The sequence below is a fragment of the Candidatus Poriferisocius sp. genome, from assembly GCF_965208355.1.
Classification (GTDB): domain Bacteria; phylum Actinomycetota; class Acidimicrobiia; order Acidimicrobiales; family Bin134; genus Poriferisocius.
On sequence record NZ_CBDBOM010000003.1, the window covers coordinates 1,139,800 to 1,162,913 of the forward strand.

Below are 23,114 nucleotides of genomic sequence, written 5' to 3' on the forward strand. Positions count from 1 at the left end.
AGTGAAGGCCTTGAGAGCGGATCAGAAAAGAGCAGAAATGTCTGATATCAAGCCAGAAGCTGTAGTCGAGGATGGCGCAATCGTTGGCGATGGAACGGTCATTTGGCCAGCAGCAGTAATAAGAACTAACGCTGCAATAGGCCGGAATTGCACAATTGGACGCTGGGTCTATGTGGATTCGGAGGTATTGATTGGAGACAACTGCAAAATCCAAGACACGGCAAGGTTATATGGACCCTCAGAAGTTGCCGATGGCGTGTTCATTGGTCCAGATGTTTTCTTTATCAATGATCGGAATCCACGAGCGATCAAGCCAGACGGGTCAACAATAGGTAGAGATTCTTGGAATCGCCAGGGCGCGAGAGTCGGAAGAGGGGCGTCTATAGGTGCAGGGGTTATAGTCCATGCAGGCATTTCCATTGGAGAGTGGGCCATGATTGGCGCTGGTGCAGTAGTGGCTAAGGATGTCGAACCGTACGCTCTGGTTACTGGTATTCCGGCCAGAAGAGTGGGCTGGGTTGGAGAGGCGGGTCACCGGTTGTTACCCGAATCAAGCGGCCTATGGCGCTGTCCGGCTAGCGGCAACTCATACCGTGAGGGAGTTGACGGGCTAGAAGGGATTGATAGTTGATTCCCATATCACAACCGTCTCTCTCTGAAGCAGAGATAGCTGCGGCCGTATCGGCTCTTTCGTCGGGCGTGCTCACTGGGGGAGAGGAGGTAGTTCGATTCGAACAAGAATTTGGAGCGGTCATCGAAAATCGTACGTGCATTGCTGTGAATTCTGGTACTTCAGCGCTGATTGCTTGCCTGGCAGGATTGGGAATAGGTGGCGGCGACGAGGTCATCGTCCCAGGCTTCACATTTGGGGCAACGGCAAATGCAGTTCTATTGGTAGGAGCGTCGCCCATATTAGCCGACATTGACCCGCTCACTTACTGTCTCAGCCCAGATTCGGTACGAGAGCGCATTACAACTCGCACTGTAGCGATACTGGCGGTACATCTTTACGGACATCCTGCACCAATGAAGGAACTGCTAGAGATCGCCGAGGAAAATGGTCTGGTAGTGATTGAAGATGCGGCACAAGCCCATGCGGCGAGAATCGGGCAAACCCCCTGCGGAGCACTTGGACACGCTGCCGCCTTTAGCTTTTACGCAACCAAGAATATGACAACAGGCGAAGGCGGGATGGCGGTATTCAAGGATCCACTAGCGGCGGAAAGGGCCTCGATCATGCGAAATCAAGGCATGAATGCCTCTTATCAGTATGAGATAGCTGGATTCAATTTTCGAATGCCCGCTATGGCGGCTGCGATAGGTCGAGTTCAACTCAGTAGATTGCCTGAATTGACGGAACAGCGCATAAGGAATGCTCGACTGTATGATGCCTTGATCACGAAACACCGCACCCCCACAGTGATGCCAGATGTTCAGCACGTCTACCATCAGTACACGCTGTCGAGTTCGGACCGCGATACCTTGCTAACCCGACTGAAGACAGCAGGGATTGATGCTCGAGTCTACTATCCCAATCCGCTAAGTGATTTTCCGATCTATCGCCATGACGGCTACCCACTGCCCAATGCGAGGAATTCTGCTTCCTCGGTTGTGTCGATCCCCGTCGGGCCCCATTTGAGCGAAGCTGATATTGGCCGAGTCGCAGAGGTTGTTGAGTCGTGACTAACGAGTCCATTCGGGCTGGCCTTCTGGGTCTGGGGGCGATGGGGGTCCGCCACGCTCGCGTCTTGGGAGGATTGGAGGGAATCGAATTCGTCGGAGCCGCTGACCCGCTGGGAAACCCAGCCGACTGCCCGAGAGGAGTACCTCTGCTTCCTTCCCTGGATGCGCTGCTGGAATTGGATATCCAGATGTGCGTCGTGGCCATACCCACAGAGGAGCACGAGAAAGCTGGACTCAGGCTTGCTGACGCCGGCGTGGCCACCCTGATTGAGAAGCCATTGGCAGTGACTTGGGACGAGGGACTGAACCTTGTCAATGCCTTCGAAGCTGCTGGTGTCGTGGCGGCAACCGGTCTTGTTGAGAGGTTCAATCCCGCATTGATGAACCTCAAGCACCGTCTTGGGGAGGGAGAGTTGGGTGAGATCTACCAGATTGCCACCAGTCGACAGGGTCCGCTTCCCGACAATGTACCGAGTGTCGGGGTTGTCAAGGATCTCGCCACCCACGACCTCGATCTGACCCAATGGGTGGTGGAGTCGGAGTACCAGACACTCAGCGCCCATACCGGATCTCGATCGGGGCGCGACCGTGAGGACTTCGTAGCCGCAGTGGGCCGCCTCGACTGCGGCGTGATTGTCAACCACTTGGTCAACTGGATGACCCCGCAGAAGGAGCGCAGAGTGGTTGTGAACGGTGAGCGAGGGGTCTTGGCCGCTGATCTGCTGACTGCTGATCTTGCCCTGTATGCCCATGGGTACGCAACGATGTGGGATGAGCTCGCCACGTTCCGGGGAGCTAGAGAAGGCGAGATCAAGCGCTACGCCTTGGAGAAGCACGAGCCCCTATGGATGGAGCTGTGTGCATTTCGAGATGCTGTGCTCGGGCTCCCCTCCGAAATCGCCTCGCTTTCTGAAGGCCTCAACGCCATCAAGTTGACCGATGCCCTCTTGCATTCTGCGAACACCCGGACGACGGTGGAAGTAAGCGGCCAGGAGCCTGCTGGGGAATGTCGGCAGTGACCTCCGCGTGTCCTGGGCTCAGGTTGCGACTCCAGCCAGGGCAGCCCCGGCCGTAGCCAGCACGACCGCAGAGATCAACAAGCGTATATAGCGGTTGTCGACAACAGGCACCACGGCAGCGACGGCGATCGGTAGCAACGACAGGCCGTATCGGGGATTCGTATCGAAGTAGACGCTTACCGAGAGATAGGCCGTGACCATTGTCACCACCCCAGTCGCAGTCATGGCCGCGAATGCAGCTACCGCCATGGCCCGGAATTGCGAACCCTTGGCCGAGAACACCGCCACTGAGCCCACTCCGGCGAGCAGGAGCCAATTCAAGAGGTCGCCCAGTGGCTCTAGCAGGTAGCGGGGGAGGGTGTCGGAGATGAATGGATCCCGCAGCGGAGTGAGCGCGGAAAATAGCTCATTGCCGAGCCTCTCCCACTGGAAGCTGTTCACCTGGTAAATGGCATTGGTTGGCAGCTGCTCTGGCGGGATCAACCCTCGTGCCTCCTGGAAGGCCGTCCATGAGATCACGGATGCCACAGTCAGGATGACGGTGGCTCCGGCGACGATCAGCCATTGCTGGAGTTGCCGCTTGGTTAGGCCGTCGCGCTGCTGCCAGGCCCGGGCTCCCAGATACAAAACAGCCGCACCTATCGCGAACGCGTTGGTGAACTTGAGCCACAAAGCAACCATCGAAGCCAGCGGCACGAGCCATCCGGGCGCCCTCCCGGCCTCCCATCGCAATACTGCGGCAAGCACCAGGGCGCCTCCCAGCAAGGCGGTGGAGTCAGGGTTGATGATGGAGGATTCGTGCAGCACTCGGGGGGAGACAACCAAGAAGCCGATCAAGAGTGCCTTCGACCAGGTCGAGGCTCCCAGGCTGCCCAGCAGGTACCAAAGGACCACCGCAGCCGCACCTAGCCACAGGATTCCCGCCAGTCTGATCCCCGTAGCCCTGCTGTCGACGTTGGGGACCGTATCGAAGACCTCACCGGCCAGCGCGGAGGTTGTGTAGTACACCGGAGGATGGGTGGATGCAGTGTTGAGCCCCCAGTTGGGGAATTGGTCTGGAGCTAGCAGCAGCGACCTGCAAGGTGGAAGCTTGACCCGGGGAACGCTCTCGGGAACGAGGGTGGCTACTCCCTGTTCGCCGGTTAGGTGAAGCCAGTCGTTTAGAGCGTCAATCGACAGCCTCAACGGGTAGTCGATTCCCCGGCAGGCGGTCTCCTCCATGGCTTCTTGTCCGATGGAGTCACCATGGCGAGGCACATGGAACGGCGACTTGAGGGCATAGTCCATGTGTTGGAGCTCGTCGATATGGGACAGGGCCTGGTGGTCGCGAACGTGCAATCCCACCAGAACTGCCACCGCGACCAGCAAAGCGGCTAGGGCTGCACGGTCGCGGCTCAAAGTCGGCATTGGCCAAGCGTAGACCCGCCAATGGGGAATCACTTGGCAGTACTTGCGGGGGCAGATGTGCTACGCCTTTGTGGGTGACAGGCCCAGCGGCTGCATTCGACCGTGCCCGGGAGTGGCTGTCGTTGCACTGGCGGTCGACGTTGTTGCTGGCTGGCGTGTTGGCAGTGGTCGTGGCAATTGTGGGATTGCAGGTTCGAGATCACCCGCAGCTCTCCCGGGTGGACGAGCTTCAGCACTTCGACTACGCGCTGAAGGCCCCGTCCGCCGGGGTGCGAATCGGCGAGCAATATGGGCTCGAGGCCATGAGGGTCGTGGCCTGCCGAGGGATCGACCTGCCAGGTTGGGAGCCCGGCACTCCGCTGCTGTCTGAGTGCGGCGACCCGCTTCCTGACCCAACCCGGTCTCATTCCAACGGGTACAACACGGCGTACCTGCACACGCCGGTGTACTACTCGGCGACCGCGCTGGGCGGTAAAGCGCTGCTGCGCCTCCCGGGGATCGACAGCTCCCTGGTGGCCTATCGGCTGGTGGGGGCGGTGTGGTTGGCGGCAGGGCTGGCCGTTGTTTGGTATGCGCTGGGCCTGGTGAGCGTCGGCGTATGGGGCCGGGCCGCGGTGGTGGGACTCTTCGGCGTGTCCCCGGTCGTTGTTCACGCTTCAGCAATGCTAAATCCAGATGGCACCGCCATCTTGGGGGGCGGAGTGGTGCTGCTCGCGTTGTTGAAGTGGGAGTCAAGACGTTGGCCGTGGTGGTCGGTGACTCTAGCTGCGGCGGTGGCGGTGTGGTTGAAGTTGACCAACTCCCCGGCGGTGGGAGTCCTCGTCGTCTATCTGGCGTTCCGGATTTGGCAGCAGCGCGACCAGCGGAATCAAGCCAGGCTAAGGGAGAGACTGTGGGTGCTGTCCACCTCGATTCTGGTCACTGTTGCCTCGGTGCTTGCATGGAGAGTGTGGCAGGGCCACCGCCAATTGGACGACGAGAGAGACCTGCCGGTGCTCACCCTTCAGCGCCACGATTCATTTCAATGGACTTCTGTGGACGACCAGCTCCGCGCCGTGCTCACACCCTTTCGGGATCAGTGGATCCCCGAGGGCCTGCCGGGGAACCTGCTTTCTCCGCTGGGCGGGGTGATGGACGTCGGCCTCATCGGGATGCTGGGCGTCGCGGTGGCGTTCACGATGGCCAAATCGGCCTACCGGGCCCTGGCAGCGGGGGTGTTTGCGGCCATGGTGGGCATGGGCATCGTCACCATGCTCTCGTTCTATTCTGCCTTGGGTCTCGACGTTCTTGCCCCTTCCCGCTATGGCCTGGCTATTCTTCCGTTTGCCGCCGCCGCATTCGCACCGGTTTTGCGCCGCCACGTCTTCGCCCGGGCAGCGATTGGCACCGTCGCCATCGTGACCGCGGCCGCCATGTTGTCGGGTGTGCTGTGGTACGGGCCCCAGCCCGCCATTGCTGTGTCGCCCGACAACGAGACGAATATGGGGGTGTGGTGCTCCACAACCTCGACTTCCTATTTCTGGCGCTGGAACGAGGTGGACGAGGACACCGTCTATAGGGTGAGCTTCGACGGCTGGTCGTGGGAAGAGCACGATGGCACAACCTTGGTCTTGGCAGACCAGCCGGCCAACACCGATGCGGTGTTGTACGTCCAGGCCGGAAGCGCCGATAGGTGGGATAGCGGCCCATCTGGCAGTAAGACCTGTCGGACTGCCCCTTACGGCCGGCCGGACGTGACTTGCACCACCACGTCCACGTCATACACCTGGTCCTGGGATCCGGTGGAAGACGCCACTTGGTACCGGATCAGGTGGGATGCGGCCCATCCTTGGTTTGAGTTCACCCGTCTGTCCAAGACCATTGACGGAGCCAAGCCGAACACCGACGGCGTGCTGTATGTGCAGGCGGGCAATCCCGACGGCTGGAATGTCGAGGGCACGGTGGAGACCGTCTGCCGCACCAAGCCATGACACTTTGCGGGCGGCTCTAGCGATGAGACACCTGCGAGACTATGGCTGAGCAGGCTTTTCTTGGTCGACAGGAGGTTGGGGTGAACCCCCGTGTTCGCCGCGATCGGTTGGTGCTCGTTGGCCTGATTGCGTTGTTCGTCGGCCTGTCGGTGCAGCAGTTCCGCATCCATCCTCAGTTGGGAGTGGACGAGATCTATTACTTGGACTATGTGGCGAAGTCTCCATCACTGGGACTACGCATCGGCGAGCAAGTGGGAGCGGAGGCGACGAGCACCGCTGCCTGCAAAGGCATCGAAGCTTGGCCTGAAGTGCTCATCCCAGATTGCGACGATCCTCAGCCCAACCCCAATCAGCTCTGGCAGCAGGGGTACAACGTCGCCTTCCAACATCCGCCCGGGTATTTCTCGCTCACCTGGGTGGGGGGCAAGGTGTTTTCTTGGGTCCCGGGAGTAGACGACCCGTTGACCGCCTATCGGCTAACCGGGACGGTATGGATGGCCGTCGGCATGACGTTGCTGTGGTACGCGCTGACCCTCGCGGGAATAGGAGTCGTGGTCAAAGCAGCAGTCGTCAGCCTGCTAGGAGCCCCGGCCGCGGTGGTGTACCTGTCCGCCTCCGTGCATCCCGGCAATGTCCAGCTTGTGGGGGGCGCTCTGCTGCTGGTGGCACTGATGCTCTGGGAATTGGGCCGATGGAGGTGGTGGTCTGTTCCGATAGTGGCCGCAGTAGTCGTCTGGTTGAATTTCAACAACGCCATGGCCGTCGGCACCCTTGTGGTGTACCTGGTCTACAGAGCCTGGAGGGACCGGGACCAAAGGGGCGATCTGCTGATCACCGCGGCCTGGTCCTTTGCCGTCACTATCGGTTCGGTGATTGGCTGGCAGGTCTGGCAAAACAGCCGCAAGCTTGCCGATGTCGACGATCTGCCCATTCATCAAGTCACCTGGGGAAAGAGCGGGTTTCAATGGCAGCAGGTTGACGACGAACTCCGGGCGGTGTTCACCCCATTTCGCGACAATTGGCTGCAAACCTGGGATGTCCTCACCCCGGTCACCGGGATTGCCGACGTCGGCTTGGTGGTCATGATGGGGGCGACCTTGGCCGTTGCCGCCTCAAGGTCCACCCACCGCCATCTCGTCGCGGCAGTGGTGACCGCCATGATCGGTGCCGGCTTGGTCACGATGTTGAGCACCTATGCCGCGGGATACAACTACTTCCAGCTCACTCCCGCCCGCTACGGCCTGGCCATATTGCCGTTTGGCGCCGTCGCAATTGCCCCGGCTCTGCGGCAAATCGCCCTCGCACGAGCGATGACCGTTGCCCTCGCCCTCATCACTTGCGCGGCAATTTCCTACGGAGTGATCACCTCGTCCTCATCCACCGCAGACTTCGAGGTGTCCCAGGAGCTGGCCCGAGAGATGTTGATTGCCGATCAACAGCGACTCATCGCCGACCTAGAAGACTTGTTTGAGGACTCAGAGCAATTGATTGGTATGCAGGAGCGGCTCATCGCCGATCTTGAGGACTTGGTCCAAGCCCGAGACCAGACCATCTCCGAACAACGCCAACTCATCGGCGAATTAGGGGGGTTGCTCGAGGCTCCAGAGCTCTTGATTGCCGATCAACAGCGGCTTATCGGCGAGTTGGAAGAGTTGCTCGCCGTGTACCGGTGTCAATTCGAGACCGACCAGCATCTCGTACCCGGGGGTTGCGAAGTTGAATAGGGCCCTTTCATTCCTGAGTGCCCCTGCGGCTGTCCTCGTCGGCGTCTTGGTCGTGGTTGTGGGGATTGCGGCGATGCAAGTGCGAGACCACCCGGCGCTTTCTCCGGTAGATGAGCTTCAGCATCTTGACTACGTGCTGAAGTCTCCTTCGGCGGGCATCCGTGTCGGCGAGCAGTTGGGGCAAGAGGCCATGCGAGTGGTGTCATGTCGCGGGATCGGCGTGCCGGGATGGGAGCTGGGAACCCCCCTTTTGCCTGAGTGCGGGCACCCCCAACCCGATCCCTCTCTGTCCAATACCGAGGGGTACAACTCGGCCTATCCCCATACGCCGGCGTACTACTCGGCGACGGCACTGGCAGGGGAGGTAGTGCTGCTCTTGCCCGGGGTGGACAGTCCCTTGGTGGCGTATCGGCTGGTGGGCGTGGCGTGGCTGGCAGCTGGTCTGGGTTTGCTGTGGTATGCGTTGGGCTTGGTGGGGCTGGGCGTCTGGGGCCGAGCCGGAATAGTGGGGCTTCTCGGGGTATCTCCAGTGGTGGTGGACGCCTCGGCCTTCTTGAATCCAGATGCCACCGCGATGATGGCAGGGGGTGTGGTGCTGGTGGCCTTGCTGAAGTGGGAAATGGGCCGATGGCCGTGGTGGTCTGTGCCCATTGGCTCGGGCGTGGCGGTGTGGCTCAAGCTGACGAATGTGTCCGCGGTGGGAGTGCTGGTGGTGTACCTGGGCATCAGGGCGTGGCAAGAGCGGGACCGACAGAATTGGGCAAAGCAGCGAGAGCGGCTGGGAGCCGCGCTTGGCTCGATCTTGGTGAGCTTGGGGTCGCTGTTGATCTGGCAATGGTGGCAAGGCCATCGCGGGCTTGCTGCGGAGAGAGACCTGCCTTTGTTCCTGCACCAGCGTTTTGACTCCTTCCATTGGACTTCGATCGCCGGAATGCTGCGGGCAACGTTGACTCCATTTCGGAACCAGTGGATTCCTGATGGTTTGCCCCGCGATCTGCTGGCCCCGCTGGGAGGGATCGCTGACGTGGGATTGCTGGGAATACTGGGAGTCGCCGTCGCGGTCACCGCGGCCCGATCGCCTTATCGAGCTCTGGTCGGAGGGGTCTTCGCCGCCATGGCTGGGATGGGAGTTTTGACGCTCATTGCCAGTTACCTGACCCTGTCGCGCGACCCCCCGGTGCCTGGGAGATATGCCCTCGCCATTTTGCCTCTTGCCGCGGCGGCGATAGCGCCGGTGCTGCGGCGCAAGGCAATTGCCCGAGCCTTGGTAGGTGCGCTGGCGCTGGCCACGGCGGGCGCGATGTTGAGCGGAGTGGCAGTCGCAGGCTGAACCTCAGCCATCCCGACGCGGGCCGCTCGCCCCAGTGCGAGGAGGCTTGTTGCTAGTACGGCGCCGCCGGAGGGGTCGTACACTGAGAAGCGAATGAAGGGGTTGATCTTGTCGGGGGGTGAGGGGACCAGGCTGCGTCCGCTCACCCACACCCGGGCCAAGCAATTGGTGCCTATCGCCAATAAGCCGGTGCTGTTCTATGGGATCGAGGATATGGCTGCCGCGGGGATCACCGACATCGCCATCGTGGTGGGCGACACCCACCAGGAGATACGGGATGCGGTGGGCGACGGTTCGAGATTCGGTGTGAGCGTGACCTACATCCGCCAAAGGGCTCCACTCGGGTTAGCCCACTGCGTGCTCATCGCCCGAGACTTCTTGGGCGACGACTGCTTCGTCATGTATCTGGGTGACAACATGCTGGAGCAGGGCCTGGCTGAATTCGTCGAGAGTTTCGAGAAGTCGAGGGAGCAGACACCCAGCCTGATGGGCGACGCGGGACCGAGCCGTGCCCAGATACTGCTTACCCCAGTCGACAATCCGTCATCGTTCGGAGTGGCTGAAATCGGTCCCGATGGCGACGTAGTCAACTTGGTGGAAAAGCCCACCGATCCGCCCTCCAACCTGGCCTTGGTGGGTGTGTACATCTTCGACTCATGCATCCATGACGCGGTGGCGGCCATCGAGCCTTCGGCCCGGGGCGAGCTGGAGATCACCGATGCCATCGACTGGCTCATTCAGAATGGCAGCCGAGTGCGCCATCAACTTCTGGAGGGTTGGTGGATCGACACCGGCAAGAAGGATCCGCTGCTGGAATGCAATCGACTGGTGCTTGACACCGTGGCTCGCCGGGTAGACGGAGCGGTGGACGATGCCTCGAAGGTCGAGGGGCGAGTGGTGGTGTCAGAAGGAGCCAAGATCGTGAAATCCACCATTCGAGGTCCGGCGGTGATCGGAGCGAACACCCGCATTGAGAACACCTTCATCGGCCCCTATACCTCCATCGGCGACGAATGCGTGATCACCGACGCCGAGTTGGATCACTCCGTTGTGCTCGAGGGCTGCTGCATCGATGGAACAAACCGAATTACCGACTCCCTCATCGGCCAGCATGTGCAGGTGACCCGCTCTCCGGAGCGCCGTCAGGCATCTCGGCTGATGCTGGGCGACCACTCCAATCTCGAGCTGGGATAGAGCAAGTGGCTGCGGTAAGCCCCTGTGAGGCGATTGCTGGCGCATTCATCGTTTCTCCCGATATCCACGGTGACGAGCGGGGTGTGTTTGTGGAGACCTACCGCCGGGAGTGGATTCCCGGTGTCCAGGAGATGATCCAGGCTAATCGGGGCGACCGGCGATCCGGCTCGGTGGTTGGGCTGCACTACCACCTGCATCAAGCCGACTACTGGTATGTGCCGGTGGGACAGGCCCGGGTGGTGCTGCACGATCTTCGATCGGGCTCACCCACCGACGGGCAGACGGTGGCGCTTCCCTTGGGGACCGAGCCCGACGGAGTCAACCACCACCGAGGGGTGTATATACCTCCGGGTGTGGCCCATGGGTTTGCCGCTCTGTCGGACATGACCATCACCTATTTGGTTGACGGCTACTACAACCCGGCTGACGAGCTGGGGGTGGCGTGGGACGATCCGGAGATCGGCGCCGATTGGGGCGTGGACAGCCCCATCCTCTCGGTCCGCGACCAGTCGAATCCCCGCCGGTCCGAAGTCCCCGATCACCTGATTCCCCGTTTCGGCCCTCAGACGTGACATGAAACTGCTGATCACCGGGGGCGCCGGATTTATTGGGTCGAACTACGTGCGATGGCTGCTGGCCCATACCGACGATGCGGTGGTGGTGTACGACGCCCTCACCTATGCCGGCAACCGCGACAACCTGGGGGACTTTGAAGACGATCCCCGCTTTGAGTTCATCCATGGCGACGTGTGCGACCGCGACGAGGTGGTCGAGGCCATGGCGGGCTGTGATGCGGTGGTCCACTTCGCGGCAGAGAGCCATGTGGACCGCTCCATAGTCGGCCCCGATGCCTTCGTGCGCACCAACTGCGATGGTACGAACGTGGTATGCGACACGGCCCGACAGCTGGAGGTGGGCAAGCTGGTGCAGGTTTCCACCGACGAGGTGTACGGGTCGATCGACGAAGGTTCCTTCGCCGAGACCGACCGGCTGGAACCCCGCTCGCCCTACTCGGCGTCCAAGGCCGGGGCCGACTTGATCGCGCTGGCCTATGGGGAGACCTTCGGCTTGCCGGTGGCCATCACTCGAACCACCAACAACTTTGGGCCCTACCAGCACCCGGAAAAGCTGATTCCCCTGTTCACCACCAACCTCCTCGACGGACTGGCGGTGCCCTTGTACGGCGACGGCTTGAATGTGCGGGACTGGTGCCATGTGGACGACAACTGTGCAGCCATCGACTTGGTGCTTCGCCAGGGACAGTCGGGGGAGATCTACAACATCGCCGGAGGCAATGAGCTCACCAACCGGGACCTGACCGAACGGCTGCTGGTGTTGTGCGGTCGGGACGAATCGTTCATCCGCTACGTGGACGACCGGCTAGGTCACGACCGGCGCTATTCGGTGGATGCGGCCAAGATCGGTGGCCTGGGTTGGTCGCCAAAGCGGGAAATTGATGAGGCTCTGGCCGCCACCGTGGTGTGGTACCGGGACAACCGTTGGTGGTGGGAGCCGCTGAAGCAGGCAATTGCGACGGCGGGATGATGAGATTGTCGAGGGGGGCAAGGCGATGAGGGTGCTGGTAGCCGGTGCAGCCGGACAGCTTGGCCAAGAGGTGACCGCGCAGTTCGCTGCTTCGGTCCACGAGGTCGTTGCCGTAAGCCGCCGAGAATTGGATGTCTCCCGCCGAGACCAAGTAATCGGTGTAGTGGGCTCTGTCCGACCCGATGTGCTGGTCAATTGTGCGGCCTATACGGCGGTGGATGCCTGTGAGACCGATGCCGAGCGGGCCTATGAGGTCAACTCCTGGGCGGTACGCCATTTGGCTGAAGCCGCCCGCCGTTTCGACGTCCACTTGTGCCACGTCTCCACCGACTACGTGTTCTCCGGCGACAAAGCCGAGCCCTACCACGAATGGGACCAGCCCGATCCCCGGTCGGTCTATGGCGCCAGCAAGCTGGCCGGCGAGCAGGAGGCCGGTTCAGCGGCCACGGTGGTGCGGACCTCGTGGCTGTGCGGCCGCCATGGTTCCAACGTGGTGACTACCGTGCTCCGTCTAGCCGCCGAGGGCGGACCCCTGCGATTTGTAAGCGACCAGCGGGGCTCACCGTCGTTCGCTCCCGATGTGGCCGCGGTGATCGAACGGCTGTGCGTGGACCGATCTCCTGGGCTTTTCCATGTGACCAACCAGGGAGATGTGTCATGGTATGAGTTCGTCCGAGAGGTCATGACTGCCGCTGGCCATGATCCCGACCGGGTGGAGCCCATCAAGACTGCGGAGCTGGATCCCCCCCTGGCGGCCCCCCGTCCGGCCAACTCGGTGTTGGAAAACCGGGCGCTGATGCTGGCCAGCATCCCCATTCCCAGCGATTACCGAGAGTCCCTGGCTCGCCTGATAAGCGAATATATGGGCTAATTCGCGTTAGACCGCTCCCGATCGGATATGTGGGGCGCAGGCGTCCTTTGCTTCTTTATCGGGTTCCCCCAGCGTCTCGGGCCCCATGTGGCAGTTCACAATCAAAAATGCGTCGTAGAGATCCTCCAGCTCTTGGGAAGCGTGGGCCAGATGCTCGAGAGCCCGCTGGCGGGCCACCGCCTCTCGACGAGTTCGGGGTAGGGCACAGACGTCGGCCACGCCGTCTCCATTGCTGTCGAAGGCATAGGTTGTGGGACCTCCAAGGCTGAAGTTGAGGCAGAAGTTCGGTCCGTCGATGATGCCGGAGTAGAACATCAGGTCTTCTGCCGTGTAGGAATCGGGGTCTTCTGGGGTCGGCTGCGCTTGGACTCCAGAGCCGCCATTTGCCGGTGTGAGCCCACCCGGCGCATTGCCTGCGAAATCGCGGTACTGCTGGCACTCGTCGACGGCTTCTTTGTCGGGCTCGCCGAATGTCGCCGCCACCGAGCGGCACTCTTCGGCGAGTCTGGCTGTGAAGATGTCCCGCTCTACCAGGGCCAGATGCTCCAACGTCCTTTGGTGGGCTACCGCCTCTCGACGGGTTCGAGGCAGCGAGCAGATGTCGGCGATCCCGTCGCCGTCACTGTCGAAGGCGTAGGTGATCGGTCCGCCCAGACTCCGATTCAAGCAGAAGTCTGGGCTGTCGATGACTCCGGAGAAGAACACATCGGTGGCAGGGGTTATGCCCCCGGGGTCTCCCGGATCGGCCGGTGTGGTGGAAAAGGTGGCCAGGGGAACGATAAAGCTGAATAACGTGGACAAGAGCTGGTTTTGTCCGGCCTCTCGGGCCGCAGTATTGATCCGAGCCTGAAGCCGGTTGCCGCTGACGGTGACCGAACGAGAGGTGCCGGTGATTCGGACTTGAGCCCTATCCAGCCGACCCGATCCGCCGATGCCGCCCACGGTCTCCATGCTGATGAGTTGGCCCACTGCGGTATCAGTGTGGTCATTCAGCCACCGGTTCAGGTCGGCAACGGAATAGGAGCGTGACCACGAGGCATAGGGATTGATGGCTTGGTTGTCAAACGGGTCGGGTTTGGAGGGAAGGTAAGGGAGATCGGTGGCAAACACGTAGCCACTGCGCTCGGTGTGGCCGCCGTTGGAGGCGTGGTAGAACGCTCGGACGGGCGCGCCGCCATAGTGGAGCAACTGACCCGCGGTTTCCTCCACGGCCCGAATCCATGTTGCAGCATCGGCGTGCTTCTCCCGAGAGTCGCCCACGTATGCCTGATCCCACACCGTGGAGTACAGGTCGAATGGTCGAGTCCACGTAGCGGAGGCCCGCCGCTCACGTAAGGTGGCGCTGGCATAGCTCCGGGCCGCGATGGCTTGGGCCTTGTGCACCGACAAACCCCAGTTCATGGGGCTCTCCGCGATACCTCGCAGATACTTCTCCATCGACAGTGTGTCGAGGATCACGTAGAACTCGCTGGGGTCGCCCCCGGATGGAACCAGATTGATGCGGCCATGTGAGTAGGAGCGGCCGGTGTTGGACACCGCCACCGATGTGTTGGTGGCGAAGTGGAGCTGGACGGTTTGCCCCGCGCAGCCGTTGCCGCATGCGTCGCTGCCGTTGTGGACAATGTGCCAGTGCCCAGCGTGGCGAGTGATGGCGACCGGGGTTCCCGAGGGCACTCGAATCTCGCCTTGGCCGTCAACGGTGATGCGGTTGGGCCCCCCGGGAGTCAGCGTGGTGCCTGTGGTGGAGGCGAGATGAACGCGGATCGCTTCTTCGGGGTAGGCCGGCTCAGGAGTTGGCTCGATGACCGGTTCTGGGGTTGAGGGGAGAGGCCCGGCCGATGTGGATGGCAGCCCACTGTGGGGATCGCGGAAGAACTTCTCGATGGTCAGGGAGTCGACGGTGATGTGGAACCGGTTTGGGTCGCCGGCCACGGCGATGAGGTTGATGCGGCCGTGGGAGTAGGAGCGGCCGGTGGTGGACACGGCCACGGCGGTATCGGTGCCGAAGTGGAGTTGGGCGGTCTGTCCCGAGCAGCCGGTGCCGCACACGTTGGCGCTGCCGTATTGAATCCGCCACAAGCCATTGACCCGGGTAACCGTGATGGGGCCGTTGGCCGGGGCCCTCACTGGGGATTGGCCGCTGTAGGAGATGTTGGCGTTGTCGATGGTGATGCGGTTGAGCCCCCCGGGAGTCAGCGTGGTGGCCTCGGTGTTGGCCAGCAAAAACTGCACCGAATCTTCGGGTAGACCGTGGTCGACGTTCAGAGGGCCGGGATCGTTGTGGGGATCGTTGAGGAACTTCTCGACGGTGAGGGAGTCGACGGTAATGTGGAATCGGTTCGGGTCGCCGGCCACGGCGATGAGGTTGATGCGGCCGTGGGAGTAGGAGCGGCCGGTGGTGGATATGGCCACGGAGGTGTCGGTCGCGAAGTGGAGTTGGGCAGTCTCCCCGGGACAGCCGTTACCGCAAACGTCGGTGGTGCCATTGGTGATGCGCCACAGTCCGCCAGCTCGGGCAATGACGATAGGGGTTCCGGCCGGGACCCGAGCTGCGCTCTCGCCGCCGACGGCGATGTTCTGGTTATCGACAGTGATGCGATTGAGCCCCCCAGGCGTCAACGTAGTGGTGTCGGTGGTGGCCAACAGGATCTGGGCCGGATCTTGGGCGGTGGTTGGGAATTGCGTTGCCGTAGAGCTGGCTACCGGAGTCGGAATCGGCGTGGGGGAGGGGGGTGGGATAGCTCCGGAATAGCCGTAGTTCTCCACCAGTTGGGTGTTTTCGTAGTAGAAGCCCAGAATCTCCGTCGCGCTGTGCCCGGCCTGGGAGCGAGCGTTGGCTCCCCACTGGCTCATGCCTACTCCGTGCCCCCAGCCCTTTCCGGTGAAAGTGACCGCCGACGATGGGTCGACGATGAACACCGGTTGGGGGTTGGGGCTGTTTTGGGCTGAAGTGGGGGCAACAACCATCGTTGATGCCGCAACAATCAAGACCGAAGCGGCGGCGAGTAACTGGGTTAAGCGAGGGCGGTTCAGCACCGTCAACCGCTGCCATTGCATAGGACGTCCATTACCGATTGGCCGCCCGCCGGGCAATTCTCCCAGCTTCGGCCCTAGCCATCAAGTACACCTTGAAATCTGCCATGGGTGCGGGTTCGTCCTCGGGTAAAGGCGAAACCCGGGGCACAGGTAGGGTGTCGTAGTGGTTCGTCGATTGCTTGAGCGAGCTTTGCCCCGGGACACCCGCCGCCGCCGACTGGTTAGCGGGGCGATGGTAATCGTCCGAGAGGCTCGTGGCGCGGCCCGCCGCACGCTGGCCGAGTGGCAGCGGCGCCGCCTCGAAATCAATCCCCCTTCAGAGCTGCTTGACGAGGCCGTGGAGCCCGCTGGTGCAGAGTCGATGGACGAGGCTGGGCCAGACCCGACGGTCGAATCCCAATTGGAGGTGGAGCCTGATCCCGAACCGGAACCACCACGCCAGCCTGCTGGGGTGACCTATCGAAATTGGTGGTGCCGCTTGCCTGCCGATCCCAGCGTTTTGGAACTTCAGCGACAGTGGTTCAACGAATGGCCCCGGCCGCTGAAGGTATGGGCGGCGGTGGTGGACGATGGCGGAGATGTCACCGCCACCGAGCTGACCCTTCGCAATCAGTCTTGGGGGCTGGTCGAGGTGGTGGTAGTTGAGCCTGGGGGACTGGCCGACGTGTTCGACAGGCTGTCGCGGGACTGTCCCAAAGACCTTGTGCTGCTTCTGCGAGCTGGGGACCGTCTGCGGCCCGATGCGGTGTTTCAAATTGCCCAGGCAGCCTGGCGCGACCCTTGGTTGGAGCTGGTGTATTGGGACGACGACCGGTCTGATCTGGCCGAAGTTTGGGATTGGTACCTCGACGGGATGCCAGAAGGCATTTACTTCGACGACGAGCTTGAACGCTCGAGCCAGCCCCGCCTCAAGCCGGAATGGTCGCCCGATCTTCTGGTGTGCGCCAATTACATAGGACGAGCCTTCGCGGTTCGGGCCCGGAGACTGCGATCCGAAGTCGCTCTACGCCATCGCGATGCCGGGGACGATGACACCCTCTGGTGGGACTTGCTTTTGGGCTTGGATGTCGTCGACCAGCAAGTGTCGCGCCTCCCAGCGGTCTTGCAATCCCTCGACAGTACCGACGACCGTATCGGGTCCCGCCATCTGGAGCTGGTGGACCAGTGGCTGAAGCGTCAGGATTGGCCGGCACGAGCCGAACCGGGGAACAGGGGCATAAATCTGGCGTGGATGCCCAATCCGACGGTCCCGGTCACCGTCATCATCGCCACCCGCCATAACCGAGAGTTGCTGGAGGGTGCGTTCGACCTGATCCGCTCGGCCTGCCATTCTGCCCTAGAACTCGTGATCGTGGACAATGGCGGCCGCAGCGACGACAACGAGGCCTGGTACCGAGCTCAGGCCGCTGATTTGAGCCCCCAGGTCATTTGGTGGGATAAGCCGTTCAACTACTCCGCGGTCAACAACTACGCCGCGTCCCAGGCCACCGGCGAGGTGCTGGTGTTCTTGAACGACGACACTTCGCCTGGCCACCCCGGATGGCTCCACAACCTGATCGGCTGGGCTCAGCGTCCCGAGATCGGGGTTGTCGGACTCCAGCTCATCGACGATGACGGCCTCATTCAACACGGTGGGGTCATCGTAGGATTGAACGGTTTCGCCGATCATTTGTTCCAAGGCATGGCCCCGCACTCCGACAGTCTGCTCGGGCCCACCGACTGGACCCGCAATGCCGTGGCGGCAACCGGGGCTTGCCTAGCGGTGCGCCGGTCGGTATTCGACGAGGTTGGAGGATTCGAAGAACGCTTGGAGCTTTGCGGAAGCGATGTGGTTCTTGGTTTGAGAACTCGCCAAGCCGGCTACCGAAATGTTGTTTCCGCGGCCACGCCAGTTGGGCATCGAGAATCGGCAACCCGGGGCCGGTTTGTTCCCGAGACCGATGTGTTCACGAGCTACTGGTTCTACCAGCAGTGGCTGATCGGAGGCGATCCGTACTTTTCTCCTAATCTCAGTGTATTCCACTCAGAACCAGTGTTGTGCTGTGAAGAGAGGCCAGGCATCTTCAAGCACCTGACGAAACTGCTGGGGCGGCCCATGGAGGTCTTCTACCAGCGCAACGAATCGAGTGATGCCCACGCGCTGGCGACTGTTTGCATAGCCGACCGGAGCCTCACCGAGAAGGTGAGCCGAGGGCACCGAGCAGTCCAGGGCCGCCGAGAGGTGAGGAGTGTCAACTGGTTTGTGCCCGAGTTCCAACATCCGTTCTACGGAGGAATTCACACGGTATTCCGCCTGGCCGACCACCTTGCCACCAACCACGGCATCGAGAATCGCTTCATGGTGGTGACCGGTTCTGAGCCCCACGATGTGCGGTGGTACCGGTCGGGGATAGCGGCCGCCTTCGAGTCGCTTTCCGATTGCCCCATCGTCTACCACGACTTCGCAACCTTCGACCCGGATGACATTCCCCCGGCTGACGCCGCTCTGGCCACCATGTGGACCACCGCCTACTTTGTCGCCCGGGCCACCGCTCAAAGGCGCCGCTTCTATCTGATTCAGGACTACGAGCCCATGTTCCACCCGGCGGGCACGCTTTCCGCTCTTGCCGAACACAGCTACCGAATTGGGCTTTACGGGCTGTGCAACACTGGCCGTCTGGCCGACATCTATCGGGATCGCTATGGCGGGATCGCCCAGCATTTCTGGCCGGCGGTGGACGAATCGATCTTTCACGCTCGCGGCAGAGACGAGCCCGATCCCGACCGCCCCACGACCGTGTTCATCTATTCCCGTCCGAGCCATATGCGGAACTGCTGGGAGTTGGCCGCTCGAGCGGTACGGCTGGTGAAAGACCAATTGGCTGATGATGTGCGGGTGGTAACCGCGGGGTCGTGGGCCTTCCCCGAGCACATGGACTCTCTGGTTACTCACCTGGGTCAACTCGACTATCGGGCAACTGGTCAGCTGTATCGCACTTGCGACATCGGGGTGGCCCTTACCACCTCCGAACACCCTTCCTACCTGCCATTAGAGCTGATGGCCTGTGGGGCCGCGGTGGTGGCGTTTGAGAATCCGGCTGGCGACTGGCTGCTGCGCCACGACCACAACAGCATGCTTTCGACCCAGACCGCCGACGGTCTGGCTGACGAGATCGTCACCTTGGTGCTCGACCGCGAAAGACGTCAGCGACTGGCCAAGCAAGGTCTGGCCGACATCGCTGCTCGTCACGCACGGTGGGGAGAGAATTTGGCCGGATTATTTGACTACCTGTGCAATCCCGAACCCCAAGATGCCCGAACCCCAAGATGATTGAGATGACCGGTCGAGGCAGCGTTCTTGAGGTCTGGGGCTATCGGGAGCTGATCGGGCGGCTTGTCCAGCGCGAACTGGGGGCCCGCTATAAGCGGTCGGTTCTGGGGTGGCTGTGGTCGATGCTCAATCCGGCCGCCACCCTGGCCATCTACGCCCTGGTTTTCGGTGTGCTGCTGAAGTTCGACCCCCCTCGAGCAGGCAACGGCCGCTTCGACAATTTCGCCCTCTACCTCTTCTGTGCGCTGGTCATGTGGAATGCCTTCTACGGGGTGATTACCGGGGCAATGAACGCTCTGCTCGAACTCGGATCGCTGCTGGGAAAGGTTTACTTCCCACCCGAGGCGCCGGCAGTAGCCGCCCTGTTCACGGTGTTGTTCCAGGCGGCCATTGAAGCGTCCATCCTGATGCTGATCCTCATTTGTCTGGCCAACGTCAGCTGGACATTCCTGCTGTGGCCGGTCTTGCTGGTATTGCTCACGATCTTCGCTTTGGGGATCGGCCTCCTGCTCAGCGTTTGGAATGTGCGCTATCGCGATGTGGGCTACCTGGCCACTATCGCCTTGCAATTCCTCTTTTATGTCACCCCTATCGTCTATCCGCTTTCGCTGATCCCCGAGCGAGCCTTGGGATTGCCGGTGAGGGATATCATCCGGTTGAATCCGCTGTCTCAGTTCACCGAGGCCTCCCGCGAGCTGCTTTACGGACTGGACTGGCCCGGGCTACTCCGTTTGGGTCTAATGGCCTTGATCTCGCTTGTCGTGGGGGCGGCCGGATGGGTGATGTTCAAGGCCCGAACTCGCGATATCGCCGAGGAGTTGTAGTCATGGGCGCCAACGCAGTGGTGGTCGAAGGCGTGTCCAAGTGCTTTCGGCTGACCACAGACCGGCCGCTTAGCCTGAAAGAGGCGTGGACGAGGAAAGGGCCTCGTTCTGGCCAACGGTTCCGCCGAGTCAGGAGTGTGCCGTTCTGGGCGCTGCGGGACGTCAGCCTGGAAGTGCCCCAAGGGTCTATGTACGGGCTGATAGGGCGCAATGGATCGGGAAAGTCAAGCCTCTTGCGGATAATGGCCGGGATTTACCGCCCCACTGAGGGCCGAGTTGAAGTTCAGGGCCGTACTTCTGCTCTGTTGGAGTTGGGCGCAGGATTCCACCCCGCACTGAGCGGCCGGGAGAACATCTATCTCAACGCTTCGGTGCTTGGTGTGCCCAAGGCCCAGATCGACGATCGGGTGGAACAGATCATCGATTTCGCCGGCTTGGAGGAGTTCATCGACAGCCCGGTGAAGATTTACTCCAGCGGCATGTATGTTCGGCTCGGCTTCGCGGTAGCCGTCCACGTTGACCCCGAGATCCTCATTGTTGATGAGGTCGTGGCCGTGGGAGACGAAGAGTTCCAGTACCGCTGCTTCAGCCACCTGGATTCGTTGCGGTCCCAAGGAGCGACCATCGTGCTGGTGAGCCATGACTTGGGAATGCTACGGGCCAACTGCGATCAAATGGCCTGGCTGAATCGAGGGCTCTTGGCTGCGGTTGGAGAACCTCATGACGTGGTCAACGCCTATCTCGACACGATAGACACCGAGGGGGCGGCCTCGGTGGGCCATCGTCCCAGCGCCGACTCCGACAGCAAGGAAAAACCCCTGCGCATTACTGACCTGGAGTTCTTCGACGAATCCGGCCACCGGCCCAAGTCCTTCGTTTCGGGCGAACCGCTGATCGTGCGCATCCACTACTTGGCATTCGAGCCTGTTGAAGACCCCGTCTTTTCATTGGGGTTCTACGACCAAAACAACTTCCATCTAGCTGGCCCCCGCTCTCATGTCGGAGGATTCCGCCCCGGCAAGCTGAGCGGGGAGGGGTGGGTGGAATTCCGGTTGACCCGCATTCCATTCCGAACGGGTGCGTATCACGTCAACGCAGCCGTGCAGGATTCCGACGCCTCGTTTCTCTACGACCGCCGGGCCCGGGAGTTTTGGCTGCAAATATCAGGAGAGCCCGACCCGCAAGCCAATGGCTTGTTGAGTCTCGAAGGCGACTGGCGGACGAGGTGTTAGCGGTCGGAGGTTGGTCTGCGACTGGGATTCCCAAATGAGCTCTGAACCATTGCCGGTTGTCATGGCCGGCAATTCGCTTCCCTATGCTGACGGGGCGGAGGCCGAGTTGCTGGACTTATTCCGGTCAGCGGGGGACCGCCGAGTGGGGTCTGATGAACTCGCTGACGCAATCCGGGATTGGCCCACTGCCTACCACCTCGCTCCTGAACGCTCGGTGCTATTGGCTCCTGTGACTGTAAACCCAGCCGACCGGGTATTGGACGTGGGAGCTGGCTCAGGGGTCAACACCCGGATTTGCGCCGACCGGGGAGCGGCGGTGACCGCGCTGGAGGGCAGCGCGTCCCGTGCGGAACTCATCGCGCATCGCTGTGCCGGACTCGAAAACGTGGAGGTGCTGTGTGGCCCGCTTCACGCAATGAGCGAGGACTGGCACGAGAGTTTTGACATCGTGTTGGTTGTGGGCGTGCTGGAATATGCCAGCACCGGTTCCGGCGGAGGTGAGGGAGCCGCCGCCTTTCTCAGCAGAGTGGTCGATGCAGTGGCCCCAGGCGGGGTGGTTGCGCTGGCCATCGAGAATCGCTTGGGGCTGAAGTATCTGCTGGGATTTCCTGAAGACCATCTTGGCCTGCCCTGGGCGGGACTGGAGGGCTACCGCTCCGACGAGCCGACGACGTGGTCGAGACGAGAGCTCTCCCAGATGCTGGCCAACGCGGGGTTGGCCGCCCAAAAGTGGCTTTTCCCATTTCCTGACTACAAACTGCCTACCGCGGTTTTGGCCGAGGAGATCTACCTCCAACCCGATGCGGCCGACTTGGTGGACCAATTTGTGGGTCACCCAACCAGTAGTGAGTACTTCCGCCCCATACTGGTAGCCGACGACCGAGCAGCCCACAGAGCGCTGTTGAGCGCAGGACTAGGACCCGACATCGCGAACTCGTTTTTGGTTGTGGCCGGCCGAGAACCTGAATGTGTGGCAGGGAGGGTTGACGAGCAGGCGCTGGCGTGGCGGGTAGCACCTGATCGCAGGCGGCGATGGCAACAGCAAGCGATGATCGTCCGGTCGGAACCGGGACTGGCCATTAGACGAAGTCTGCTGGCCGGGGACAGAGCAAGTGACCATGAAGACTGGCTGGGCCAAGTGGAGATTCCCGAAGAGCCCTACTTCGCCGGCTGCAATCTCGAGCAGCTCCTGTTGGACAGAGCCCGTGAAGGCGATGTTGAAGGGATCGTCGATCTGCTTTGTGCGTGGCGGGCCGAGTTGACTGCTCGCGAAGCACCAATTGACTCGGTTGCCCAACCCCATCCCTATTTGCCAGCCGATACCACCCAGATGCTGCCTTCGGATTGGCTGGATGCTGGTCTAGATAATTTCGTCGTCACACCGGAGGGACTCAAGTTTGTGGATCGGGAATGGGTGGCCGCCGGGGGAGTGGATGCACGGCTGGCTGTAGTCCGAGGACTCTGGAAGGCGGTCTCGGCCATGTTGAGCGCCCGCTGCCTTCTGCCTTGGCCTGTTACCTGGAGCAACGATCGCCTAGTAATCCATTTGGGAGAGCTGATCGGCGATGACATAGACGCCGAGCTGTTGGGCCGATGGCGGCAAGCCGAGCATGAATTGATTAGCCGGGTATATCGCCAGCCTGCGGCCAGGCTGGCAGAGCTGCACGACGCCGGGAGCCGCTCTCGATTGGATCTGTTGAAATCCCCGCTGGCCCCCTACCGACGGTTGGAGCACAAGATTCAGAAGCAGCAGGAGATGATCGCGAAATTATCTGAGCAGCATGAGGTGGCAGCTCTCTTGGAGCAGTCACAGATCCATTTGGCGCAAGCCAAGGCTGAATTGACTCGGGCTCAGGCAGAGCTGGCCGAGGCCCACGCTCGACTGTCCCGAGTGGCTTGGCGGGAGCGGATTCACGACAAGATCGCCAGGCTTGTCCGGCGATTTCGATCGGGGTGAGGCAGATCGCTA

Annotated in this window: 16 protein-coding genes; 14 read left to right on the forward strand and 2 right to left on the reverse strand. The window is 61.5% G+C overall.

Annotated elements, in window-relative coordinates; all coding sequences use genetic code 11:
- Positions 1–37 precede the first annotated feature (37 nt).
- The 3 genes from ACOGXH_RS06590 to ACOGXH_RS06600 are packed head-to-tail and all read left to right on the forward strand — an operon-like array spanning position 38 to position 2,702.
- Positions 38–631 (forward strand): acyltransferase, encoded by a 594-nt coding sequence (locus ACOGXH_RS06590; protein ID WP_419928312.1) that lies wholly within the window; start codon positions 38–40, stop codon positions 629–631.
- Positions 628–1,683 carry a DegT/DnrJ/EryC1/StrS family aminotransferase gene (locus ACOGXH_RS06595; protein ID WP_419928313.1) on the forward strand — a complete coding sequence of 352 codons (1,056 nt, stop codon included), beginning with the start codon at positions 628–630 and terminating at the stop codon, positions 1,681–1,683. The genes ACOGXH_RS06590 and ACOGXH_RS06595 overlap by 4 nt, the downstream gene beginning before the upstream one ends.
- A complete protein-coding gene (locus ACOGXH_RS06600; RefSeq protein WP_419928314.1) occupies positions 1,680–2,702 on the forward strand; it encodes a Gfo/Idh/MocA family protein in 1,023 nt (340 codons plus the stop codon). The genes ACOGXH_RS06595 and ACOGXH_RS06600 overlap by 4 nt, the downstream gene beginning before the upstream one ends.
- A gap of 18 nt (positions 2,703–2,720) precedes the next feature.
- On the opposite strand, the gene ACOGXH_RS06605 is transcribed toward ACOGXH_RS06600, so the two are convergent.
- A complete protein-coding gene (locus ACOGXH_RS06605; protein ID WP_419928315.1) occupies positions 2,721–4,109 on the reverse strand; it encodes a phospholipid carrier-dependent glycosyltransferase in 1,389 nt (462 codons plus the stop codon).
- Between the two features lie 74 nt (positions 4,110–4,183).
- Between ACOGXH_RS06605 and ACOGXH_RS06610 the strand changes: the two genes are divergently transcribed.
- The 7 genes from ACOGXH_RS06610 (at position 4,184) to rfbD (ending at position 12,743) form a co-directional block, all read left to right on the forward strand.
- Positions 4,184–6,079, forward strand: a complete 1,896-nt coding sequence (locus ACOGXH_RS06610) for a hypothetical protein (RefSeq protein ID WP_419928316.1) — start codon at positions 4,184–4,186, stop codon at positions 6,077–6,079.
- Between the two features lie 80 nt (positions 6,080–6,159).
- Positions 6,160–7,803, forward strand: a complete 1,644-nt coding sequence (locus ACOGXH_RS06615; RefSeq protein WP_419928317.1) for a hypothetical protein — start codon at positions 6,160–6,162, stop codon at positions 7,801–7,803.
- Positions 7,804–7,876: 73 nt separating this feature from the next.
- Positions 7,877–9,133 (forward strand): hypothetical protein, encoded by a 1,257-nt coding sequence (locus ACOGXH_RS06620; RefSeq protein ID WP_419928318.1) that lies wholly within the window; start codon positions 7,877–7,879, stop codon positions 9,131–9,133.
- Positions 9,134–9,226: 93 nt separating this feature from the next.
- The gene (locus tag ACOGXH_RS06625) at positions 9,227–10,327 is read left to right on the forward strand and encodes a glucose-1-phosphate thymidylyltransferase (RefSeq protein WP_419928319.1); all 1,101 of its coding nucleotides are present in this window, start codon (positions 9,227–9,229) and stop codon (positions 10,325–10,327) included.
- A 5-nt stretch (positions 10,328–10,332) separates the two neighbouring features.
- The gene (locus tag ACOGXH_RS06630; protein WP_419928320.1) at positions 10,333–10,899 is read left to right on the forward strand and encodes a dTDP-4-dehydrorhamnose 3,5-epimerase family protein; all 567 of its coding nucleotides are present in this window, start codon (positions 10,333–10,335) and stop codon (positions 10,897–10,899) included.
- Position 10,900: 1 nt separating this feature from the next.
- Positions 10,901–11,872: a dTDP-glucose 4,6-dehydratase gene (gene rfbB, locus ACOGXH_RS06635; protein ID WP_419928321.1), complete on the forward strand. Its 972-nt coding sequence runs from the start codon at positions 10,901–10,903 to the stop codon at positions 11,870–11,872.
- Between the two features lie 25 nt (positions 11,873–11,897).
- On the forward strand, positions 11,898–12,743 hold the full coding sequence (rfbD, locus tag ACOGXH_RS06640; RefSeq protein WP_419928322.1) for a dTDP-4-dehydrorhamnose reductase: 846 nt from the start codon (positions 11,898–11,900) through the stop codon (positions 12,741–12,743).
- Between the two features lie 6 nt (positions 12,744–12,749).
- Here rfbD and ACOGXH_RS06645 read toward each other — a convergent pair whose 3' ends face one another.
- Positions 12,750–15,710, reverse strand: coding sequence for a SpoIID/LytB domain-containing protein (locus ACOGXH_RS06645; RefSeq protein WP_419928323.1), 2,961 nt, complete (start codon positions 15,708–15,710; stop codon positions 12,750–12,752).
- A gap of 232 nt (positions 15,711–15,942) precedes the next feature.
- Here ACOGXH_RS06645 and ACOGXH_RS06650 point away from each other — a divergent pair, with 232 nt between their 5' ends.
- The 4 genes from ACOGXH_RS06650 to ACOGXH_RS06665 are packed head-to-tail and all read left to right on the forward strand — an operon-like array spanning position 15,943 to position 23,102.
- On the forward strand, positions 15,943–19,089 hold the full coding sequence (locus ACOGXH_RS06650; protein ID WP_419928324.1) for a glycosyltransferase: 3,147 nt from the start codon (positions 15,943–15,945) through the stop codon (positions 19,087–19,089).
- Between the two features lie 5 nt (positions 19,090–19,094).
- On the forward strand, positions 19,095–19,913 hold the full coding sequence (locus ACOGXH_RS06655; protein WP_419928325.1) for an ABC transporter permease: 819 nt from the start codon (positions 19,095–19,097) through the stop codon (positions 19,911–19,913).
- 2 nt (positions 19,914–19,915) lie between these two features.
- On the forward strand, positions 19,916–21,145 hold the full coding sequence (locus tag ACOGXH_RS06660; RefSeq protein ID WP_419928326.1) for an ABC transporter ATP-binding protein: 1,230 nt from the start codon (positions 19,916–19,918) through the stop codon (positions 21,143–21,145).
- 34 nt (positions 21,146–21,179) lie between these two features.
- Complete coding sequence (locus ACOGXH_RS06665) at positions 21,180–23,102, forward strand: methyltransferase domain-containing protein (RefSeq protein ID WP_419928327.1); 1,923 nt, start codon at positions 21,180–21,182, stop codon at positions 23,100–23,102.
- The last annotated feature ends 12 nt before the right edge of the window (positions 23,103–23,114 follow it).